Below are 21895 nucleotides of genomic sequence, written 5' to 3'. Positions count from 1 at the left end.
TCGCCCAAGGACATCGCCATGAGCCATTCCCGTAACGCCGACCACGCCATCGCCCCGCTGTTCCTCGACCGTCGTTCGCCACGCGCCTTCAGCCCTGCCGCAATCGGCGACGACCTCCTGCTGCGCCTGTTCGAGGCCGCCCGCTGGGCACCCTCGGCCAACAACTCGCAACCCTGGCGCTTCATCTACGCCAAGCAGGGTTCGGCCAGTTGGCCGCGACTGTTCGGCCTGCTCAACGAGAAGAACCAGGCATGGGCATCCCAGGCCTCGGCCCTGGTCGTGCTGCTGTCCAGGACCGTTCACCTGCGCGCAGGCGCCAGCGAGGCGACACCGTTGCGCAGCCACTCCCTGGACGCTGGCGCCGCCTGGGCGAGCCTGGCCTTCCAGGCCGAGCAGCTCGGCTGGCAGACCCACGCGATCGGCGGCTTCGATCGTGATCGGGCCCGCAGCCTGCTGGGCATCCCCGAGGACTATCGCATCGAGGTCGCCATCGCCATCGGCAGGCGCGCCGACCCGGCGAGCCTGTCGCCGGAGCAGTTGGAGCGGGAACGGCCGACCCAGCGCAGGCCGCTGCGCGAACTCGTCGCCGAAGGCCTGTTCGCCTTCGACGCAACCTGAACCGGGCCGCTACCGGCACCTGCTGACACCTGATCCGAAGAAGACCATGAAGAACCTCTGGCGCACCATCCAGTTCATCCCGGAATACCGCGGGCGCGTGATCGGCGTAATCGCCGTCGGCACCATCCTCGGTTTCATCGGCACCGCCACACCGTACCTCTACAAACTGATAGTCGACGCCATCGCGCGGATGCTCTCCGGCGACATCACCCAGGAGCAGGCGACCCTGAGCGTCGGTATCCTGCTGGCGCTGTTCTTCGCCCTGCGCCTGGGCGTCGTGGTGTTCGGCGCCTTGCAGAACAAGCAGGCCGACGACCTCTGGCTGGACACCGTAAGCACCTTCCGCCAGCGGGTGTTCGACAACATGACGCAGAAGTCCATCGACTACTTCGAGAAGACCCGCGTCGGCGAGATCATGGACCGCTTCGGCAACATCACCAGCATCACCATGTGGTTGTCCTCACTGACCGAGGGCACCCTGGCCAACATCCTGCAGATGTTTTTCATCATCACCGTGCTGCTGCTCAAGGCACCGCTGGTAGGCGCCCTGATGGGGCTGGTACTGCTGGCCAACTTCTGGATTTCCTACCGCACCGTGGGCTGGACCCGTCCCTATCGACGCGGCTGGCAGGCACTGGCCGGGCGCATGACCGGGCTGCTGGCGGAAATGGTGAGCAACATTTCCACCGTGCGCAGCTTCGGTGGCGAGCCAGCGGTCAAGCAACGCTACGACGACACCCAGGCCGAGTGGATGGTTACCCGCGGCAAGCTGCACATCACCGAATGGCGCTCGGAGCAAGCGCTCAACCTGCTCAACACCTTCGGCGTCTTCGTCGCCGTGGCCCTGACCGTGCACGGTGCCCTGCACGGCCGCTTCAGCGTTGGTGACATCCTGCTGGTGCTGACGCTCACCCAGAACCTGATCAACACCATCGGACCGATCGCCCGGCAGATCAACCAGGCCGGCGAGATCGAAAGCAACGCCGAGCGCCTGGTGGAACTGCTCGACATCGAATCGGAACAGGCCGACCGCGCCGACGCCATCCCCCTGACCCGCCTGGACAGCATCACCTTCGACAACGTCAGCTTCCGCTACCCCGGCAAAGAGGACTATGCGCTCAGGAACCTCTCGTTCCACCTGGAAGCGGGACATACGCTGGCCCTGGTCGGCAGCAGCGGCAGCGGCAAGACCACCATCGTCAAGTTGCTCATGCGCTTCTACGACGCCAGTGCCGGGCGCATCCTGATCAACGGCCGCGACCTGCACGACTACCAGCAGCGCAGCATCCGCGCCTTGATGGGCGTGGTGCTGCAAGACGTGGCGCTGTTCAACGACAGCATCGGCGAGAACATCGCCTTCGCCCGGCCTGGCGCCACGCTCGAGGATGTCCGCGAGGCCGCGTGGGCCGCCCACGCCGATGACTTCATCCGGCGCATGGAAGCGCAGTACGACACCCTGGTGGGCGAGCGCGGGGTCAAACTCTCCGGAGGGGAGAAGCAACGGGTCGCCATCGCCCGCGCCATCCTCAAGAACCCGCAACTGATCATCCTCGACGAAGCCACCAGCGCCCTGGACTCCGAATCCGAGCATCAGGTGCAGCAAGGCCTGGACCAGCTCACCAGCGGGCGTACCTCGGTGATCATCGCCCACCGCCTGAGTACCGTGATGAATGCCGACCTGATCCTGGTCCTGCGCAATGGCGAAGTGGTCGAACGCGGCATTCACAGCGAGTTGGCCGCGCGGGAGGACGGATTCTACGCCTACCTGTTCGCCCTGCAGACCCAGGGCCGGCCCCTGCTGGCGAGCTAGGACGCCTGCCGAAGCGCTGCGCCGCGTTCAGCAACCGTCGCGCAGCACTGCTGCCTGGCCAGCAGGTCTGGCCACGCGCGCCCACCAGGGCAACGGCCAGCAGCCCTTCACCCGGCCCCGGCACTGGTCCGCCGCGCCTGGCACACCCCGTGCTTTACCCACCCGACCCACACTGTCGCCACGAGCCCCCCGCCATGAACCAACCTCTGCCCGCCACGCCCCATTTTTCGCCACGCCACCGTTGGCGCTGGCTGGGCGCGTTACCGGCCGCCGTTGCCGCCGGCCTCTGGTGGTGGTCGGGCAGCGCCGCGCAACCCGCGGCCGCACCAGCCCGGCAAGGGGCAGAACTGGCAGTGCCCGTCGCGACAACGGAAGCCCACAGCGGCTCGCTGACGCTGTCCCTGGATGCCCTCGGCAGCGTAGTGCCGGCGAACAGCGTGCTGGTGCGCCCACGCGTCGACGGCCAACTGCTGCGCCTGCACTTCACCGAGGGACAGCAGGTCAAGGCCGGCCAGCTGCTGGCGGAAATCGACCCGAGACCTTTCGAGGTCATGCTGACCCAGGCCCGTGGCCAACTGATCAAGGACGAGGCACTGCTGATGCATGCCCGCCTCGACCTGCAACGCTACCGCGAACTCTGGCGCCGGGAGGCCATCGCCCGCCAATTGCTGGATGCCCAGGAAGCCCTGGTGCAGCAGTACGAGGGACAGGTGGAGGCCAGCCGCAGCCAGGTGGACAACGCCCGCCTGCAGCTCGACTATGCGCGCGTCACCGCGCCCATCACCGGTCGCGTCGGCCTGCGACTGGTCGACCCCGGCAATGTGGTGCAGGCCAACGACACCTCCGGGCTGGTGCGGATTACCCAGCTGCAACCGATGCACGTGCTGTTCACCCTGCCGGAAGACGCACTGCCGCGCCTGTTGCCCAGGTTGGCCAGCGGCAAGCGCCTCGTCGTCGAGGCCTACGACCGCTCGCTGCGCGAACGCCTCGCCCTGGGCGAGCTGCAGAGCCTGGACAACCAGATCGACGCGAGCAGCGGCACCGTCAAGCTCAAGGCCGAGTTCGCCAATGCCGACGGCGCGCTGTTCCCCAACCAGTTCGTCAATGTCCGGCTCGGCCTGGAGACCCTGGAAAACGCAGTCCTGCTGCCCACCGAAGCGATCCAGCGCGGCACCGACGGCACCTTCGTCTATGCGCTCGATGACCAGAACCGCGTGCGCCGGCAGGCCGTCGTCCTCGGCGCAGCGGATGCCGGCCGGGTGGCAGTGGAGAACGGCGTGCGGGCCGGCGACCGGGTCGTGCTCGACGGCATCGACCGCTTGCGCAGCGGCACCCTGGTCGCCCCCCAGGCCGACACGCTGTCACGCACCGTGCAATTGCCCACGCCATGAACCCATCGCGCCTCTTCATCGAACGGCCTGTCGCCACCTCGCTGCTGATGGCGGCACTGCTGATCGTCGGCGCCCTGGCCTACCGCCTGCTGCCGATGGCCGCCCTGCCCCAGGTTGACTATCCGACCATCCAGGTGACGACCCTGTACCCCGGCGCCAGCCCCGAGGTGATGGAAGCGACGGTGACGGCACCGCTGGAACGCCAGTTCGGCCTGATGGCCGGCCTCCAGCAGATGTCCTCCAGCAGCGCGTTCGGCATGGCCACCATCACCCTGCAGTTCACCCTGGACATGCGCCTGGACATTGCCGAACAGACGGTGCAGGCGGCGATCAACGCCGCCAGCACCTTCCTCCCGGCGGACCTGCCCGCACCGCCGGTGTACAGCAAGGTCAATCCGGCCGACACCCCGGTGCTGACCCTGGCGGCGACCTCCTCCAGCCTGCCGCTGATCCGAGTGCAGGATCTCCTGGAAACCCGCCTGGCGCAGAAGATCGCCCAGGTGCCCGGCGTGGGCCTGGTCAGCCTCGGCGGCGGCCAGCGTCCGGCGCTGCGCGTCCAGCTCGACCCGAATGCCCTGGCGGCCTACGGACTGGGGCTGGACAAGGTCCGCGAGGCGCTGGTGGCGGCCAATTCCAACCAGGCCAAGGGCAGTTTCGACGGCGCGCTGCTGGCCTCCAGCATCGACGCCAACAGCCAGTTGCAGTCCGCCGCGGAATACCGCCAGGCCATCATCGCCTGGCGCGATGGCGCGCCGATCCGCCTGGACCAGGTGGCCCGTGTCGAAGAGGCCGCGGAGGATCTGCGCCAGGCCGCCTGGGCCGGCGAACAACCCGCGATCCTGGTCAACGTGCAGCGCCAGCCGGGCGCCAACATCGTCGATCTGGTCGAACGCATCCACGCCCGCCTGCCGGAGCTGCGCGCCGACCTGCCGGATGGCGTGCACCTGGAGGTGCTCAGCGACCGCACCCACGCCATCCGCGCGGCGCTGCGCGACGTGCAGTTCGAGTTGACGCTGGCCGTCGCCCTGGTGGTGATGGTGATCTTTCTGTTCCTGCGCAGCCTGACCGCGACCCTGATCCCCGCCATCGCCGTCCCGCTCTCGCTGGTGGGCACCTTCGCCGCCATGTACCTGTGCGGCTTCAGTCTCAACAACCTGACCCTGATGGCGCTCACCGTCGCCACCGGCTTCGTGGTCGACGACGCCATCATCATGATCGAGAACATCGCCCGCCACGTGGAACAGGGCGAGGGTCCGTTGGCGGCGGCCCTGCTGGGCTCGCGGCAGATCGCCTTCACCATTGTGTCGCTGACGCTCTCGCTGATCGCCGTGCTGATCCCGCTCCTGTTCATGGACGACGTGGTGGGACGGCTGTTCCGCGAGTTCGCGGTCACCCTGGTGGTGGCGATCCTGATTTCGGCGGCGGTGTCCCTGAGCCTCACCCCGATGCTCTGCGCGCGCCTGCTGCGCCGCCACGACGAGCGCCGCCGCAACCACTTTCAGCGCTACGGCGATGCCATCTTCGCCACCCTCGAGAGCGGCTACGGCCGCGCCCTGGACTGGGTGTTGGCGCGCCGCCGCGCCACTCTGCTGGTCACCGCGGCGACCCTGGCGCTGACCCTGGCGCTGGCCTGGTGGATACCCAAGGGCTTCTTCCCCACCCAGGATACCGGGGTGATCCAGGGCATCTCGGAAGCTCCGCAGTGGGTGTCCTTTGCCGCCATGGCCGAGCGCCAGCAGGCGCTGTCCCGGGCCATCCTCGCCGATCCCGCCGTGGCCGGCCTGTCCTCCTTCATCGGCGTGGACGGCGTCAACCCGGCGCTCAACACCGGCCGCCTCCTGATCAATCTGAAGCCCCTGGGGGAGCGCGACGCCGCCGGAACGGTGATCGAACGCCTGCAGCAGCGGGCCCGGCAGGTGCCGGGGATCGACCTGCACCTGCAGCCGGTGCAGGACCTGACCATCGACGACCGCATCGCCCGCACCCGTTACCGCTACCGGGTCGAGGCCAGCGACCGCGCCCAGCTGGAGCGATGGCTGCCGTCACTGCTCGAGCGCCTGCAGGCACTGCCGCAGCTGACCGACCTGGCCAGCGACCTGCAGAACGCGGGACGCAAGGTCTACCTGCACGTGGACCGCGATGCCGCCGCACGCCACGGCATCAGCATGGCGGCAATCGACGACGCGCTCTACAGCGCCTTTGGCCAGCGCTTCGTCTCAACCCTGTTCACCCAGTCCAACCAATACCGGGTGGTCCTGGAAGTGGCCGCGCAGTTCCGCCACGACCCCCTCGCCCTGGCCAGGCTACGCATCGCCCCGGACGAGGGCGGCGACGGAACCCTGGTGCCGCTTGGCGCCATCGCCCGGCTCGAGGAGCGCAGCGCCACGCTGAACATACAGCGCGAGAAACAGTTCCCCGCCGCCACCCTGTCGTTCAATCTCGCCCCCGGCGTATCCCTGGGCGAGGCGGTCGCGGCGATAGAGCGCGAACGCCGGGCGCTGGAACTGCCGGCCGGGGTGCAGGCACGCTTCCAGGGCAGCGCCCTGGCCTTCCGCGCGGCCCTGGGCAATTCGCTGCTACTGGTGCTGGCCTCGCTGGCGACCCTGTACATCGTCCTCGGCGTGCTCTACGAGAGCTACCTGCACCCGCTGACCATCCTTTCCACGCTGCCCTCGGCACTGGTGGGCGCATTGCTGGCGCTGTACCTGAGCGGCTACGAGCTGGACGTCATCGCCATCATCGGCATCGTCCTGCTGATCGGCATCGTGCAGAAGAACGCGATCATGATGATCGACTTCGCCCTGGAGGCTGAGCGTCTGGAGGGCAAGGCGCCGCTCGAGGCGATCCGGCAGGCCTGCCTGCTGCGCCTGCGACCGATCCTGATGACCACGCTGGCCGCCCTGTTCAGCGCCGTGCCCCTGGTGATCGGTGGTGGTGTCGGCGCCGAACTGCGCCAGCCTCTGGGCATCGCGCTGATCGGCGGGCTGCTGCTCTCCCAGGTACTGACGCTGTTCACCACCCCGGTCGTCTACCTGGCGTTCGACCGCCTGGGCCGCCTGATCCGACCAGCGCTGCGGCCGGCATCGCTGACGGGGGAGCCGGGGTGAGAGCACTGGAACACCTGCTGCAGCGCCCGGTGGCCACCTGCCTGCTGACCCTGGCGCTGATCCTGGCTGGCGCGGTGGCCCTGCTGCGCATGCCGATCGCCTCCCTGCCGCAGGTGGACATGCCGACCATCAGCGTGCAGGCCAGCCTGCCCGGCGCCGGCCCGGAGGTGATGGCGGCCACCGTGGCCACTCCCCTGGAGCGCAGCCTGGGGCGCATCGCCGGGGTCACCGAGATGACCTCCAGCAGCAGCCAGGGCGCGACCCGCATCAGCCTGCAGTTCGAACTGGGAAAGGACGTGGAAACCGCCGCGCGCGAAGTGCAGGCGGCAATCAACGCGGCACGGACGATGCTACCGCCCGACATGCCCGGCGTACCAACCTATCGCAAGGTGAACCTGGCCAGCGCGCCCGTGGTCGCCATCGGCCTGACCTCGCCGACCCACACCCGCGAGCAGCTCTACGACGTCGCCTTCACCCTGCTCGGCCAGAAGATCGCCCAGGTGCCCGGCGTCGGCCAGATCAACGTCAATGGCAGCAGCCTTCCGGCGGTGCGGGTCGAGGTCAACCCCACCGCATTGAGCCACTACCGCATCGGCCTCGAAGAGGTCCGCGCCGCCCTCGCCGGCGCCAACCTCAACCGGCCCAAGGGCGCCCTGGAAAACGACCGGCGGCAGTGGCTGATAGAGGTCAACGACCGCGCGCACAGGGCGGCCGATTTCCAGGACCTGATCATCGCCTGGCGCAACGGCGCGCCAGTTCGCCTGGGTGAGGTGGCGCAGGTCCGCGATTCCCTGCAGGACCTGCGCAATGCCGGCACCGCCAATGGCCAGCCAGCAGTGATGCTGTCGGTCTTCAACCAGCCGGACGCCAACGTGGTGGCCACCGTGGACGCCATCGTCGCGCTGCTGCCGCAATTGCGCGACGCGATCCCCGCCGACATCCAGGTCAAGGTCAACATGGATCGTTCGACCACCGTGCGCGCCACCCTGGCGGAGATCAGGCACACCCTGCTGATCTCCATCGTCCTGGTGATCCTGGTGGTCCATCTGTTCCTGCGCAGCGGCCGTGCCACGGCGATCCCCCTGCTGGCGATCCCGGCGTCGCTGCTCGGCAGCCTGATGGTGATCCACCTGCTCGGCTACAGCCTGAACAACCTGTCGCTGATGGCATTGATCATCGCCACCGGCTTCGTAGTCGATGACGCCATAGTCGTGGTGGAGAACACCGCACGCCATCTCCAGCAGGGCATGCGGCCACTGCCGGCAGCCCTGCGCAGCATTCGCGAGGTTGGCTTCACCGTGCTGGCCATGACCCTGGCCCTGCTCGCGGTATTCATCCCGGTGCTGTTCATGGGTGGCATCGTCGGCCGCCTGCTGCAGGAATTCGTGGTGACCCTGGCAGTGGCGGTGGCGATTTCGCTGGTCGTCTCGCTGACCACCACCCCGGTGCTCTGCGCCCAGCTGCTGCGCCCGCACGTCCCGGCCCGGCCCTCGCGCACCGAGGCCCTGCTGGAGCAGTTGACCCGCAGCTACCGCCGCTCCCTGGGCTGGGCGCTGGACCACCGCGGCGCCATGCTCAGCCTGCTGCTCGCTGCGGTGTGCCTGAATCTCTACCTGCTCGGCAGCCTGCCCAGGGGCTTCTTCCCCCACCAGGACACCGGGCGCCTGCAGGGTGCTTTCCAGACCGACCAGGGCTTGTCCTTCGGCGCCCTGCGCGACAAGGTCGAGCGGCTGATGGCGATCGTCAGCCAGGACCCGGATATCGACACCTTCTACGAGTACACCGGCCAGGGCGGCGGCAACATGATGTTCGCCCGCCTCAAACCGCGCGATGAGCGCCAGGCCAGCGCCGCGGAGATTGTCGCCCGGCTGCGGCCCAAGCTGGCCAGCGTGCCGGGCGCCACCCTGTTGCTGACGCCCCAGCAGGACATCAACGTCGGCGGCCGACAGGGCTCGGCGCTGTACCAGTACACCCTCTACGCGAGCGACTTCGATGACCTGCGCCGCTGGGCGCCGCGCCTGCACGACGCCCTGCGCAAGCTGCCGCAGCTCACCGACGTCGCCAGCGACTGGCAGGAAAGCGGCCTGCAGACCCGCTTGCATATCGATCGCGCGGCCGCCACCCGGCTCGGCGTCAGCGCCCGGCAGTTGGACACGACCCTGGGCGATGCCTTCGGCCAGCGCCTGGTGTCGATCCTCCACGAGCCGCTCAACCAATACCATGTGGTGCTCGGCCTGGATCCGGACTTCACCCGCGACGCCCAGGCTCTGCGCCATCTGCGGATCGCCAGCGACAACGGCAGCATGGTGCCGCTGGCAGCCTTCGCCCGTTTCGAGACGACCAGGGCCCCGCTGTTGGTCAACCATCAGGACCAGTTCGCCGCCAGTACCCTGTCGTTCAACCTGGCGCCCGGCGTGTCCCTCGGAGAAGCGGCCAATGCGGTGAATGCGGCGTTCAGCGCATTGGCCCCGCCGGCGTCAGTGCGTGGCGGCCTGGCAGGCACCGCCCAGGTATTCCAGGCATCGCTGGACAATCAACCCTGGCTGGTCCTGGCCGCCCTGTTGAGCGCCTACCTCGTGCTGGGGATGCTCTACGAAAGCACGCTGCATCCGCTGACCATCCTCTCCACCCTGCCCTCGGCGACGGTCGGCGCGCTGCTGGCGCTGTGGGCCAGCGGTTCCGAACTGAGCCTCATCGCCCTGATCGGTCTGTTGCTGCTGATCGGCATCGTGATGAAGAACGCCATCATGATGATCGACTTCGCCCTGATGCTGGAACGTGAGCAGGGCCTGTGCCCGCGCGCAGCGATCCACCAGGCGGGCGTGCTGCGCCTGCGTTCGATCCTGATGACCACCCTCGCGGCCGCCCTCGGCGCCCTGCCGCTGGCCCTGGCGTTGGGCGACGGTTCGGAACTGCGCCGGCCCCTGGGCATCACCATCGTCGGCGGCCTGCTGATCGGCCAGTGGCTGACCCTCTACACCACACCGGTGGTGTACCTGACCCTGCAGCGCCTGCGCCTCGCCCTTGCCAGGCGCAGGGCCAGCGCCCCCCTACCGGACTGAAGGGGCTCCGCGGCACGCTGCGTCCCTGGCAGCAACGCGGCAACATGCCCTGCTGCCTCCCCAGCACTCCAGCGGCGCCCGTTCGTGGCCGAGGCGCGAATCGTGCCCGCCCCAGCCTCGCCGGGCGCTTGGCACACTCCCTGCTCCAGTCCCGGGGACAAGCTTCGGGCCTTCAGGCCCGCCCCCACCCACCGGGAGCCTTTCACATGAGCGAATTCATCTGGCAACTGCCCAACGACCGCGACGCGCGCTATGCCGATGCCACGCCGCGCAAACGGGGCGAGCGCCTGCAACGCGAGCGCGCGCCCTTCGCCGAGGGGGTCAGCGACCCACGCGGCAACCGCTTCAATTACATCGACTACCTCCATCAGGTCGCCCGCGCGGCCGAGCTCACCGGATTCGACGGCATCCGCATCCGCAACACCCCTGAAGGCGACGAACCCTGGATACTGGCCGGCTACCTGGCCGCCGCCACGCGCCGCCTGAAGCTGATCGCGGAGTTCGACGCCGCGCGTGGCTCGGCGGTCTACGCCGCGAAGAACGCCATCAGCTTCCAGCGTTTTTCCGGCAATCGCTTCGCCTGGCAGATCGGCAGCGTGGCGGACCCGCAACTGCGTCGCCGCCTGGGCGACCGCGCGCAGGACGCCGACCTGCTACCGCGCATCGATGAGTTCCTGAGCGTGGCCAGAGGGGTGATCGGCCAGACCGGCTTCAACTTCAAGGGGCGCTTCTTCGAGGTACAGGACGGCGGCTTCAGCGGTCCGCTGGGCGGGCACCCCGCCCCGCAGGTCTACCTGTCCGGCGACAGCGCGCAAGCCCTGCAGCTATCCGCCGCCCAGGCCGATGTACACCTGTTCGACATCCAGCCCCTCGACCGCCTGGCGCAACGGATCGAGGAACTGGCCGGCATCGCCCGCAGCCGCAAGCGGGAGTTGAAGTTCGGCCTGCGCGTCGACTTGCTGGCCCGCGAAAGCCAGGAAGAAGCCGAGTTCGACGCCCGGCGCCTGGCCGAACAGACCCACTGGCAGGGTGGCTTCGACAAGGGCGGACTGTGGCTCGGCCTGAACGCGCCCCATACCGATGCCAGGGCCACCCTGGTGGGCAGCTACGAACAGATCGCCGAGCGCCTGTCGGCCTATGCCGAGGCCGGCATCCACAGCTTCCTGCTCGGCGGCGCGCCACATCTCGAAGAAGCCTACAGGGTCGGCGAGAACCTGCTGCCGAAACTGCGAACCCATACCCCGCGCGACACCCAGGTCGCCTGAGCCCACCCCATTGCAACGAGTACCCAAAGCATGGCAATCGACTTCCACTGGCGCCTGCCCACCCACGGAGAACCCAGCACCCACCGCAATCGCGAACCGTACCGTGGCGACTGGTACTTCGGCGACGGCCAACCTGGCGGCCCGGGCCTCAGCAGCGGCGCCGACGGTTTCAACTACATCGACTACCTTGGCGAAATCGCCCGCGCGGCGGAGATCTCGGGTTTCCAGGGCGGCTTGATCCCGTCCTTTCCCTCCACCGACGAGCCCTGGACGGTCTCCTCGTTCCTGGCCCGGCAGACCCGTACGTTCCGCTTCATGATCGCCTTCCAGCCGGGCTTCCTCGACCCGCTGACGGCCGCGCGCATGGCCGCCACCCTGCAGCGCGCCACCGGCGGGCGGGCGCTGTTCAACGTGATCACCGGCGGTGGCGGCCCGGCGCAGCTCTGGTGGGGCGACTCGGTGCCGCATGACGACCGCTATACCCGTACCAGCGAGTTCCTCGACGTGCTGCGCGGCGTCTGGCGGGGCGGCCCGTTCAGCTACGACGGCAAGTTCTACCAGGTCGCCGACGCCGGTCTGGCCGAGCCGCTTTCCCACGAGGACTTTCCCGAGATCTACTTCTCCGGCTCCTCCGACGCGGCGCTGGCCTCGGCGTCCAGGCACGCCGATTACTACCTGTCGTGGCTGGAGCCCTTCGACCAGCTGCGCGAGAAGTTCGCTCGGGTCAAGGAACGCACTGAGCGGCTGGGCCGCAAGGTCAAGTGTGCGGTTCGCGTGGACGTGATCGCCCGCGCCACCGAGGAAGAGGCCTGGGCCGAAGTGCGCAAGGGCTTCGAACGCCTTGCGCCAGCCGCCATCGCCCGCTTCGGCGAACGGCGCGGCGTGGGTGACTCGGTCGGCGCCAGCCGCCAGGGCGCGAACCGCCCGCAGACCATCAACGGCTACCGCGACCTGATCATCGAGCCCAACGTCTGGTCGGGCTTCAACCTGCTGCGCGGCGGCCAGACCAACGGCATCGTCGGCAGCTACGAACAGGTCGCCGAGCGCCTGGACGAACTGGTCGGGCTCGGCGCGGACGCCTTCATCCTCGCCAGCACGCCGCACCTGGAGGAAGCCTACCGGGTCGGTGAGGAAGTCCTGCCGCTGGTCCGCGGCCCTCGCTGAGGGCGCAGGCAGGCGACTGCTGGAGACCCAGCAGCGCGGTGCGCCAAGGTTGCTGCCCTGGCAGCAACCTTGCCCGCGGCGTCACTGCCGCCACACCAACCGATTGATTCATAAGGAAAAGCCTGAAAAGGCAAAGCTGGAACGGTTCGTGCTCCTGTCCCAGGCCGCCACAAAAGTCGCGCCATGCCTCGGCGCACGTCACCGGCCGCCATGCTTTCAGCCCGCCTCGCGCGCTCCTGCGGGGCGGGCCTTTTCACATCCCCTGGAGGAGAACCGCCCCATGAGCCATCGCCAGCCCGACCACACCATCCACCCGCTGTTCGTCAATCGCTGGTCGCCACGCGCCTTCACCGGCGCGCCGATCAGGCCGGACCAGCTCAACGCGCTATTCGAAGCTGCCCGCTGGGCGCCATCGGCCTACAACGCGCAGCCCTGGCGCTTCCTCTACGCACTCAGGAACGATGCCGGCTGGGCGGATTTCCTCGATCTGTTGCTCCCCTTCAACCAGCGCTGGGCGGCCAACGCCTCGGCACTGGTGTTCGTGCTCTCCAAGCGCAGCTACACCGCACCGGGCAAAGACAACCCCGCCCCACTCGCCAGCCATGCCTTCGACGCCGGCGCCGCATGGGCCAGCCTGGCCCTGCAGGCCGCCCACGATGGCCTGGCGGCGCATGCCATGGGTGGCTTCGACCGCCAACGCAGCCAAGCCCTGCTGGAAATACCGGATGACTATGAGCTTCAGGCCGTGGTGGCCATCGGTCACCAGGCCGCCCGGGAAACCCTGCCAGACGACCTGCAGGCGCGCGAGCAACCGAGCCCGCGGGTACCGCTGCAGCGCCTGGCCGCAGCGGGCCGCTTCAGCCCCGACATCCTCTGAAGGCCCGCGAAGGGCAGGACGGCCGCGCGAACAGGGCGCAGTTCCGGGTTACCTGGAGGCAACCCGGATCGGCTTCGACTCAGGCGACCTCCTCCAGCAGCTTCTGGCCTTGCGGCCAGAGGCCGGTCATCTTCCACTGCTGCTCCAACACGCCCGGGCCGAATTCCTGCGATCCGCCGAAGAGTTCGGCCAGCCCCTGGAAGTGAGCGCCTTCCTCGATCAACAGGATCAGCCTGGACGCCTGGATGATCCCCGCCCCCCAGAAGGTCGCGCCGCCATTGGCTTCGAGGATCGCCGGAGTGTGCGGGTTCTCTTCGATCTTCTCGACAATGAAGTCGGCCTCCTGCTGGCGACGGTCGATGTAGATCGGCAACTCGCGGGCCAGAGTCACCCGCTGCGAGGCGGCGTAGCGGATCGGCAGCACCCGGTGCGCACTGGCCCAGCCGCCCAGATACGGGGTGTGCACATGGATCACCACGTTGACTTCGGGGCGCTGCCGGAACACCGCGGCGTAGCGCCGGCCATTACCGCCAGCCTTGCTGCCGCTGAGCGGCGAACTGCCTTCGGTGGTTTCATCGAGCGCCACCACGCCATCGTAGCTGGCGACCACCGCGCGGATCTGTTCGTCGTCCGCCCAGGGGCCGGGTGCGTGCAGAGCGACCACCAGCTCGCTGTCGGGCACGCGCAGGTAGGCCTGGTAGGTATTGGTGGCGGTCAACGTGCGGCTGTCCTTGAGCACGCGGTAGGCCTTGGCGAAATCCTGCCGGGCCTGCTCGACGAAGGCGGCCTGCTGGGCGGAGAGGGTGCTGCTGGTCATGACGGGAATCCTCGTTGGGCAATAAGCGGAACCAGGGGCGTCCCTGGCGCTGCGGCTTCCCCAGCAGTTCCTGTGCCACCGCCACGAGCCCCCGATCCAGCGCGGGCTTGCCGGGCGGACACCGCGCACCAACCGCGGCATTCCTGCTGCCCGGCCAGCAACCGGTGCTGCCGGGCTGCTGCGCCACCAGCACCGACGGCCACAGGAGACGCCCGATACGCCGCCGCACGCCGTTCCGGCGCCTGGCACAGGGGTTGCACCCAGCCCAGCGCAAGGCCCGCGACCTCGCGCGGACCACCACCGTATCCGGAGTTGATCCATGAGTACCGAATTCTTCTGGCGCCTGCCCCTCGGCAGCGACGGCCCACAGCTGGCCGCAGACAAGAACAACCGTGGCGCCGCCTACCACCGCCCCGGCAACATCGCCCCGGGCCGGCTCCCCAACGGAGAGCCGGACGGCTTCACCTACATCGACTACGTTGCCCAGGTGGCCAAGGCCGCCGAGCTCGCCGGCTTCGAAGGCGCCCTGCTGCCGACCGGACCGGAGCCGTGGATCGCCGCCGCGGCGCTGGCCCGCGAGACGCGGCGGATCAAGTTTCTGGTCGCCTTCCAGGCCACCTGGACACTGCCGGCCTATGCCGCGCAACAGGCGGCGATCCTGCAGAACCTCAGCCGCGGACGCCTGGAATGGAACATCATCACCGGCGGCAACCCGGCCGCCCAGCGCGCCAACGGCGACTTTCTCGAACATGACAAGCGCTATCAGCGCACCGGCGAGTTCCTCGACATCATCCAGGGCCTCTGGGAAAACGAGCAGTTCTCCTACGAGGGCGACATCTATCGCCTGGAGAATGGGTCGTTGCCGCGCGGCCTGAGCCAGGAACGCAAGCCCGGCGTGTATTTCTCCGGCTTCTCCGACGCCGCCCTGGACGTCGCCGCCAGGCATGCCGACGTTTACCTGAACTGGGCCGAACCGGTGGACAAGCTCAAGCCTCACATCGAGCGCGTCCGCGAGCTGGCTGCCAAGCGGGGCCGCGAGGTGCGCTTCGGCATTCGTATCGACCTGTTCGCCCGCGAGACCGAAGAGGCCGCGTGGAGCGAGCTGCGCCGCCAGTACGAGCGCATCGACGCACGCACCAGCGAGTTCATCAAACACTTCGCCAGCGGTTCCGACTCGGTGGGTGCGGCCCGGCAGACCGCCTACCACCAGAACTCCGAGCGCTTCGAGGACCTGATCATCGGCCCCAACCTCTGGGCCGGCTTCGGCAAGGCCAAGCCGGGCCCGACCATCGGCCTGGTGGGCAGCCACGAGAACGTCGCCGAACGCCTGGCCGAATACCGCGACGCCGGCTTCTCCACCTTCATCCTGGCGGGCAACCCGCACCTGGAAGAGGCCCTGCGCATCGGCCAGGAAGTGCTGCCCCTGGTGCATGCCAGCCAGCCCGCCAGCGTCCGTGAAGGTCTCAAGGCGGTCGGCTGACCCCTGCTACGCCTCCACACGGCCCCGCCCATGCCTCGGCACGGCGGGGCTTTTTTCGCTTTCCTTGTCGCGAGCTCCCGATGATCAAGCACTACCCCCTGTTGCGCAGCCTGGCGATCTACCGCGAGATGCCCTGGCGCTTCCTGCTCACCGCACTGCTGTTCATTGCCGGCAACGCCGGCCTGGCGCTCCAGCAGTGGCTGGTCGGCCACGCCGTCAACGATGTCAACGCCGGCCTCGCCGTGGTCCGCCAGGCAGACGGCGGCCTGGATGCCAGCGTGGCCTGGCACTGGCTGTGGCTGCTGCTGGCCGTCGCCCTGGCGCGCGGGGTGCTGCAGTACGCAGCCGCCGCACTGGCACTGGTGCTCAGCCAGGAACTGCTGACCCGCCTGCGCGAACGAATCCTCCAGCAAGTCCAGGAGCTGCACCTGGGGTATCACTGGCAGCACGGCATGGGCGAGATGATCACCCGCACCACCCGCGACGCCGACAAGCTGCGCGATGCGCTGATCAGCTTCTGGCGGCAGGTGGTGGAGACGCCTCTGGTGGTGCTGGCCGCCGTTGGCCTGCTGACCTGGTACCACCCGCTGCTGGGCCTGGTACCGCTGCTGCTCACCGGCATCGGCCTGTGGATCTTCGTCCGCCAGACCGGTCGCCTGGTGGTGCTCGACCGCGAGGTCGGCGCCGCCTATGACCGGGTCAACCAGGACCTCAGCGAAGGCATTGGCGGCGTGCGGGTGATCAAGTCGTTCGCCCTGGAGGCCAGCCGCATCGAGCGCTTCGCCTGGCAGGTCGGCTTCTTCGCCGAACAGGCGCGCCTGGCCCTGGCCTTCGCCAGCACGCGGATTCCCGTGCCGCAGGTGGTGGTCGCGCTGGGGCACGTGTGGATTCTCAGCTATGGCGCCCTGCTGGTACGCGACGGTCATCTCGGCGTGGGTGAACTGGTGAGCTCACTGCTGATCGCCACCACCCTGGTATTTCGCATCGAGGGCGTCGGCCGAGTCATGCAAGTCTTCGCCGACGCACGCTCCTCGGCCGAGCGTATCTGGCAGTTGCTGGACGCTCGCCCGGCAATCGTCGGCGGCGCGGCGCCACTGCCCACAGGGCCGCTCGGCCTGCGCCTGCGCGAGGTCGGGGTCAACGCCCCCGGTGGCGGTCGCAGCATCCTCGAACACTGCTCGCTGCGCATCGAGCCCGGCGAGGTGGTGGCGCTGGTCGGCGGCACCGGTGCCGGCAAGAGCCTGTTGGCCAGCCTGCTGCCACGCCTGGCCGACGCCCAGGAAGGACGGGTGGAGGTCGGTTCGGACGAGGACGGCTGGCACGACGTGCGCGAACTCCAGCTCGACACCCTGCGCCGCCGCGTGCAGGTGGTGCCACAGGAAAGCTTCCTGTTCTCCGACACCCTGGCCGCCAACCTGCGCCTTGCCGCCCCTGACGCCAGCGACGAGGACCTGCACTGGGCGCTGCGAATGGCCGCCGCCGAGGACGTTCTGGAACGTCTGCCGCGCGGCCTGGATACGGCCCTCGGCGATCGCGGCGTGACCCTGTCCGGCGGCCAGCGCCAGCGCATCAACCTGGCCCGGGCACTGCTTGCCCGCCCCGACATCCTCTGCCTGGACGACGCCACCAGCGCGCTGGATGCGCTCAGCGAGCAGCGCGTTCTGGCCAACATCCGCGCCCTGCGCCACGCCCATGGACGCGCCACGACGCTGCTGGTGATCTCCAGCAAGCTCTCAACCATCCTGCTCGCCGACCGCGTGCTGCTACTGCAGAACGGCCGCATCGCCGATACCGGCAGCCATGCGCAACTGGTCGGGCGCAACGCCATCTACCGCGACCTGCTGGGAGTCGACCATGGCTAATCCATTACCCGGCAAGGCGCTCAGTGACATCGAGATCGAGGAAATGCTCGCCAGGAAGGCTCTCGACCGCAGCATGTTCAGGCGCCTGCTGCCGCTGCTCGGCCCGGTGCGCCGGCACATTCTCGCGGTGATCGCCCTCGAACTGGTGTTGGTGTTTGCGGTGTTCCTGCGCCCCTGGTTCGTCCGCGAGCTGCTCGACAATGGGCTGGTCGAACAGGGCGATGCCTGGACCCTGGACCAGACCCTGCTGGCCTGGCTGGCACTCGGCCTGGCCGCCACCTGGGCGGCGCGCTTCGTACTGGCCGGGATATCCCAGTACATCGCCGGCAGCGCCGCGATCCGCGTGCTCAACCAGTTGCGCATCCGCGTCTTCACCCACGTGCAGGCACTGAGCATCGGCTATTTCGACCGGACCAAGGCCGGGCGCATCATTTCCCGGGCCGACCGCGATGTGGACAGTCTGGAGTCGTTGCTGATCCAGGGGCCACCGGAACTCCTCGGCGCCCTGCTGCGCTGCCTGGGCGCCTCGGTGATGCTCTGGCTGATCTCGCCGCTGTTCTTCTTCAGCCTCGCCGCCACCGTGCCGCTGTTGTTCCTCGCCACCTGGAGCTTCAAACGCATCTCCCAGCGAAACTGGGCCAGGGTCGCGGAGAACCGTAGCCGCTTTACCGCGCACCTGGTGGAAACCGTGGCCGGCGCACGGATGATCCAGCAGTGCGTGCAGGAAGTCCCCAACCGCGCACGCTACCGGCGCCTGCTGGACGACTTCAATCGGGCCTTGATCAACGGCAACCTGCGCTCCGGCTGGTTCGCTCCCTTCACGGGCGTGCTCTCCGCACTGAGCATTGCGCTGCTATTGCTGGTCGGTGCGCGCGGCATGGCCGACGGCAGCGTAAGCGTCGGCCAGGTGGCTGAAAGCCTGTTCTACGTCATGCTGTTCCTTGGCCCGCTGCAGGAGCTGGTCGACCTGCTGGAGCGCTACGCCACCGGCTCGGCTTCGGCGCAGCGAATCTTCCTGCTGCTCGACACCCGCCCGGAGATCGTCGACGCCGCGCAGCCGCGCGCCCTGCCCCGCGCCCGCGGCGACGTGCGATTCCACAAGGTGCGTTTCGCCTACGATCCGGACGCGGCACGCCCGGTGATCAATGATCTGGACCTGCACATCCCCGCCGGCCAGGTGCTGGCCATCGTCGGCCCGTCCGGGCACGGCAAAAGCACCCTGGTGCAGTTGCTGACGCGCTTCTACGAAGCGCAGCGGGGAGCGGTGCTGATCGACGACATCGATGTCCGCGAACTGGCCCAGCACGAACTGCGCCGTAGCGTCGGCGTCGTGCTGCAGGACAACGTGCTGTTCTCCGGCAGCATCCTCGACAACCTGCGCCTGGCTGCGCCCCAGGCCGACGATGCACAGCTGATCGACGCCGCCCGCGAGCTGGGCGCCGACGAGGTGCTGGAGCGTCTGCCGCATGGCTATCGCACCGAGGTCGGTCCCCTCGGCGCCCACCTCAGCCACGGCCAGCGCCAATTGGTCTGCCTGGTCCGCGCCTATCTCGCCGACCCGGCGGTGCTGGTCCTGGACGAGGCCACCTCGGCCGTCGACATCCAAACCGAACGACGTATCCAGCGTGCCCTGCGGCGGCTCTGCGAGGGACGCACGGCGATCATCATCGCCCACCGTCTCGCCACCATCCGCGACGCCGACCGTATCGCCGTGATTCTCGACGGCCGGCTGGTGGAGCACGGCGACCACGCCGGCCTGCTGGAGCGCCAGGGCACCTATGCCGCCCTCTACCGGGCCTACCGGCAGAGCGCCGGCGGCGAGCAGCACGTGGGGGCCGATGCCGATGTCCCGGCCTGATCAGGCAATCGCGGCAGGAGTGCTTATCGGCTGCTGCCAGGGCAGCAAGCAGCACCGCCGCGAGACGCCCAGGAACGTCCGCAAGCCCCGGAGGACGGGGCTTCGCGCGCACCAGCAGGGGTATGGCACAGGGGTTGCAATTCACCCTGGCAGCGGTCTGCGGGTCAGGAACGACCCGACGAGTCCGCGCCACCCTCATCACTCACCCGGCCAACGTGGCCGTCGCTCAACCTGGAGACGAGCTTCATGAGTCAACCACTCGATACGCTTTGGTATACCCGCTGTCCCGTCCCGACCGGGCTCGGCATTGCCGTGCAGAAAGGCTGGCTGGAGGAAACCCTGGCTGGCCAGGGCACGCGCATCAAGTCGCTGCGCGAATCCGACAACCAGGCGGTGCGCGAATCGCACTTCGACCACACCCTGCAGAACTCGGTACGCCACGGCGGCAACATTCCGGCCATCTGGGCTCGCGCCAGCGGCCGCGAGACACGGGTCATCGGCCTGTCCTGGGCTGACGAGGTGCAGTTGATCCTCACTACCCCGGACAGCGGCATCAAGACCGTCAAGGACCTCGAGGGTCGCCGCTTCGGCCTGCCGAACTGGGCCAATGCGCAAATCGACTTCACCCGTGCTCAGGCCATCCGCGGCCTGGAGAACGCGTTGCGACTCGAAGGCCTGGAGGTCAAGGACGTGGAGCTGGTCGACTACCTGCGCGGCGGCACCTTCAGCGACGAACCGGCGCAGCAGGTCAACGGCATCACCACCTTCGGCGGTCGCCGTAGTGGCGGGCAGAACGCCGAGTTGGTCGGCCTGCTGCGCGGCGAGGTGGACGCAATATTCCTCAAGGGCGCCAGTGCCGCCCAGTTGGCCCAGCAGTTCGGCCTGCACACGGTGATCGACACCGGCTCGCACCCGGAACCGCTGGTGCGGGCCAACAACGGCACGCCACGCACCCTGAGCGTCGACCTCAACCTGCTCGACCAGCACTTTGACGCCGCCGTGGGCATCCTCGAGTCGGTGGTCCGCGCCGAGCAATGGGCCTGGACGCACCCCGACGACACCCGCCGCTATCTGGCCCGCGAGACCAACAGCAGCGAATACTGGGTCACCCAGGCCTACGGCGAGGACGCCCACCAGCGCCTGCGCACCGAGCTGGAAGAGCGCTCCATCGTCGCCCTGCAGGACTTCACCGACTTCCTGCAGCGTTGGAACTTCATCCCGCAGACCTTCTCCGTACGCGAGTGGATCGACCCGCGCCCGCTGGAGGCCCTGCGCAGCCGCACGGCGCTGGCGGGTTGAGTTTGTCCCCCCTCCCGCCTGTCCAGGCGGGAGGGGTTCCAGTCTTTCACAGGTTCACGAGTTTCTATGAGCGCCCGCCTCGATACCCTCTGGTACACCCACAGCCCCGTCCCCACCGGACTCGGCATCGCCGTCGAATCCGGCCGCCTGGCCGAGGCCTTCCGCCCCTACGGCACCAACATCCAGGCTCTGCGCGAGTCTTCCGACCGCGAGATCCGCGAGGCCCACTTCGATCATCACCTGCGCAACTCGGTGCGCCACGGCGGCAACATCCCGGCCCTCTGGGCCCGGGCCAGCGGCCAGACCACCCGCGCCCTCGGCCTGTCCTGGAGCGACGAAGTGCAGCTGATCGTCAGCTCGCCGGAAAGCGGGGTGAAGACCATCCGCGACCTGCGCAACCGCCGCTTCGGCGTGCCGAAATGGGCTAACGTGCAGATCGATTTCAGCCGCGCCCAGGCCCTGCGCGGGCTGGAGAACGCCCTCAAGCTGGAGGGCCTGGCCATCCCCGACGTCGAGCTGGTGGACTACCCCTACGGCGGCACCTACAGCGACGAGCCGGTGCGCCATGTGTTCGGCGCCCAGGTGGCGCTCAAGGGCAACCGGGTGCGCCGGCGCAACAACGAACTGATCGGCCTGCTGCGCGGCGATATCGACGCGATCTTCCTCAAGGGCGCGCACGGTATCCAGCTCGCCGACGAGTTCGGCCTGCACGTGGTGGTCGACACCGGCTCGCACCCAGACCCGCTGATTCGCAGCAACATCGGCACCCCGCGCACGCTGACGGTCGACCAACACCTCCTGGACACACACTTCGATGCCGCCGTGCTGATCATCGACACCGTGTTGCGCGCCGAGCAGTGGGCCTGGACCCACCCCGAGGAAACCCGGCGCTTCCTCGCCCGCGAGCTGAACACCAGCGAGTACTGGGTGGCGGCAGCCTACGGTGAGGATGCCCACCAGAGGCTGTTCACCAAGCTCGAGGAGCGATCCCTGACCGCATTGCAGGACATCACCGACTTCCTCGAACGCCACGGCTTCATTGCGCAGACATTCGACGTCCACGACTGGATCGACCCCCGTCCGCTGGAGTCCGTGCTGGACAAAGTGAAACTGGCGATCTGACGCGGACTGCTGCGCCAGCAGCAGTCCATCAGCAAACGCTGGCCGGCAATCAGCAATCGCCCCGCCAGCGCCTCGCCAACTGCCCGCCGCCGGGCCGCCAAGGGGCTGGCATGCTTGCTGCTTCAGCCATGTCCCGGGCCCCGCGGCCGGGCTATCGTCATCC

General features: G+C 68.5%; 14 protein-coding genes. 13 read left to right on the top strand and 1 reads right to left on the bottom strand.

Going from position 1 to position 21895, the window contains the following annotated elements:
• The first annotated feature begins 18 nt into the window (after positions 1-18).
• The 8 genes from ACFW0H_RS04725 (at position 19) to ACFW0H_RS04690 (ending at position 13294) form a co-directional block, all read left to right on the top strand.
• Entirely contained in the window at positions 19-618 is a 600-nt protein-coding gene (locus ACFW0H_RS04725) for a nitroreductase family protein (protein ID WP_422912744.1), read from the top strand.
• 46 nt (positions 619-664) lie between these two features.
• Positions 665-2428 carry an ABC transporter ATP-binding protein gene (locus ACFW0H_RS04720; protein ID WP_422912743.1) on the top strand — a complete coding sequence of 588 codons (1764 nt, stop codon included), beginning with the start codon at positions 665-667 and terminating at the stop codon, positions 2426-2428.
• A gap of 194 nt (positions 2429-2622) precedes the next feature.
• Positions 2623-3819, top strand: a complete 1197-nt coding sequence (locus ACFW0H_RS04715) for an MdtA/MuxA family multidrug efflux RND transporter periplasmic adaptor subunit (protein ID WP_422912742.1) — start codon at positions 2623-2625, stop codon at positions 3817-3819.
• Positions 3816-6926, top strand: a complete 3111-nt coding sequence (locus ACFW0H_RS04710) for a multidrug efflux RND transporter permease subunit (RefSeq protein WP_422912741.1) — start codon at positions 3816-3818, stop codon at positions 6924-6926. The genes ACFW0H_RS04715 and ACFW0H_RS04710 overlap by 4 nt, the downstream gene beginning before the upstream one ends.
• The gene (locus tag ACFW0H_RS04705) at positions 6923-9988 is read left to right on the top strand and encodes an efflux RND transporter permease subunit (RefSeq protein ID WP_422912740.1); all 3066 of its coding nucleotides are present in this window, start codon (positions 6923-6925) and stop codon (positions 9986-9988) included. The genes ACFW0H_RS04710 and ACFW0H_RS04705 overlap by 4 nt, the downstream gene beginning before the upstream one ends.
• Positions 9989-10194: 206 nt before the next feature.
• Positions 10195-11253 (top strand): LLM class flavin-dependent oxidoreductase, encoded by a 1059-nt coding sequence (locus ACFW0H_RS04700; protein ID WP_422912739.1) that lies wholly within the window; start codon positions 10195-10197, stop codon positions 11251-11253.
• A 30-nt stretch (positions 11254-11283) separates the two neighbouring features.
• Entirely contained in the window at positions 11284-12417 is a 1134-nt protein-coding gene (locus ACFW0H_RS04695) for an LLM class flavin-dependent oxidoreductase (RefSeq protein WP_422912738.1), read from the top strand.
• 280 nt (positions 12418-12697) lie between these two features.
• Complete coding sequence (locus ACFW0H_RS04690; RefSeq protein ID WP_422912737.1) at positions 12698-13294, top strand: nitroreductase family protein; 597 nt, start codon at positions 12698-12700, stop codon at positions 13292-13294.
• 79 nt (positions 13295-13373) lie between these two features.
• Here the strand turns inward: ACFW0H_RS04690 and ACFW0H_RS04685 are convergent, their stop codons facing one another.
• Entirely contained in the window at positions 13374-14111 is a 738-nt protein-coding gene (locus ACFW0H_RS04685) for a class II aldolase/adducin family protein (RefSeq protein WP_422912736.1), read from the bottom strand.
• Positions 14112-14430: 319 nt separating this feature from the next.
• Here ACFW0H_RS04685 and ACFW0H_RS04680 point away from each other — a divergent pair, with 319 nt between their 5' ends.
• The 5 genes from ACFW0H_RS04680 to ACFW0H_RS04660 all read left to right on the top strand — a co-directional run bounded on the left by ACFW0H_RS04680 (position 14431) and on the right by ACFW0H_RS04660 (position 21732).
• Complete coding sequence (locus ACFW0H_RS04680; protein ID WP_422912735.1) at positions 14431-15591, top strand: LLM class flavin-dependent oxidoreductase; 1161 nt, start codon at positions 14431-14433, stop codon at positions 15589-15591.
• An 80-nt stretch (positions 15592-15671) separates the two neighbouring features.
• Entirely contained in the window at positions 15672-17453 is a 1782-nt protein-coding gene (locus ACFW0H_RS04675) for an ABC transporter ATP-binding protein (protein WP_422912734.1), read from the top strand.
• Positions 17446-19311 carry an ABC transporter ATP-binding protein gene (locus ACFW0H_RS04670; protein ID WP_422912733.1) on the top strand — a complete coding sequence of 622 codons (1866 nt, stop codon included), beginning with the start codon at positions 17446-17448 and terminating at the stop codon, positions 19309-19311. The genes ACFW0H_RS04675 and ACFW0H_RS04670 overlap by 8 nt, the downstream gene beginning before the upstream one ends.
• Positions 19312-19557: 246 nt before the next feature.
• A complete protein-coding gene (locus ACFW0H_RS04665) occupies positions 19558-20610 on the top strand; it encodes an ABC transporter substrate-binding protein (protein ID WP_422912732.1) in 1053 nt (350 codons plus the stop codon).
• Between the two features lie 66 nt (positions 20611-20676).
• Positions 20677-21732: an ABC transporter substrate-binding protein gene (locus ACFW0H_RS04660; protein ID WP_422912731.1), complete on the top strand. Its 1056-nt coding sequence runs from the start codon at positions 20677-20679 to the stop codon at positions 21730-21732.
• Positions 21733-21895 lie beyond the last annotated feature (163 nt).

The organism is Metapseudomonas cellulosilytica (assembly GCF_049334135.1).
In the GTDB taxonomy this organism is placed as follows: Bacteria; Pseudomonadota; Gammaproteobacteria; order Pseudomonadales; family Pseudomonadaceae; genus Metapseudomonas.
Note: the sequence above shows the minus strand (reverse complement) of the source record. Positions and strands in the feature narration are given on the sequence as shown.

Bases quoted from the DNA above. Each gene is read 5' to 3' on its own strand.
- ACFW0H_RS04700 (WP_422912739.1), top strand. From the start codon at position 10,195: ATGAGCGAATTCATCTGGCAACTGCCCAACGACCGCGACGCGCGCTAT.
- ACFW0H_RS04695 (WP_422912738.1), top strand. From the start codon at position 11,284: ATGGCAATCGACTTCCACTGGCGCCTGCCCACCCACGGAGAACCCAGC.
- ACFW0H_RS04715 (WP_422912742.1), top strand. From the start codon at position 2,623: ATGAACCAACCTCTGCCCGCCACGCCCCATTTTTCGCCACGCCACCGT.
- ACFW0H_RS04725 (WP_422912744.1), top strand. From the start codon at position 19: ATGAGCCATTCCCGTAACGCCGACCACGCCATCGCCCCGCTGTTCCTC.
- ACFW0H_RS04710 (WP_422912741.1), top strand. From the start codon at position 3,816: ATGAACCCATCGCGCCTCTTCATCGAACGGCCTGTCGCCACCTCGCTG.
- ACFW0H_RS04670 (WP_422912733.1), top strand. From the start codon at position 17,446: ATGGCTAATCCATTACCCGGCAAGGCGCTCAGTGACATCGAGATCGAG.
- ACFW0H_RS04720 (WP_422912743.1), top strand. From the start codon at position 665: ATGAAGAACCTCTGGCGCACCATCCAGTTCATCCCGGAATACCGCGGG.
- ACFW0H_RS04680 (WP_422912735.1), top strand. From the start codon at position 14,431: ATGAGTACCGAATTCTTCTGGCGCCTGCCCCTCGGCAGCGACGGCCCA.
- ACFW0H_RS04685 (WP_422912736.1), bottom strand. From the start codon at position 14,111: ATGACCAGCAGCACCCTCTCCGCCCAGCAGGCCGCCTTCGTCGAGCAG.
- ACFW0H_RS04660 (WP_422912731.1), top strand. From the start codon at position 20,677: ATGAGCGCCCGCCTCGATACCCTCTGGTACACCCACAGCCCCGTCCCC.
- ACFW0H_RS04675 (WP_422912734.1), top strand. From the start codon at position 15,672: ATGATCAAGCACTACCCCCTGTTGCGCAGCCTGGCGATCTACCGCGAG.
- ACFW0H_RS04690 (WP_422912737.1), top strand. From the start codon at position 12,698: ATGAGCCATCGCCAGCCCGACCACACCATCCACCCGCTGTTCGTCAAT.
- ACFW0H_RS04665 (WP_422912732.1), top strand. From the start codon at position 19,558: ATGAGTCAACCACTCGATACGCTTTGGTATACCCGCTGTCCCGTCCCG.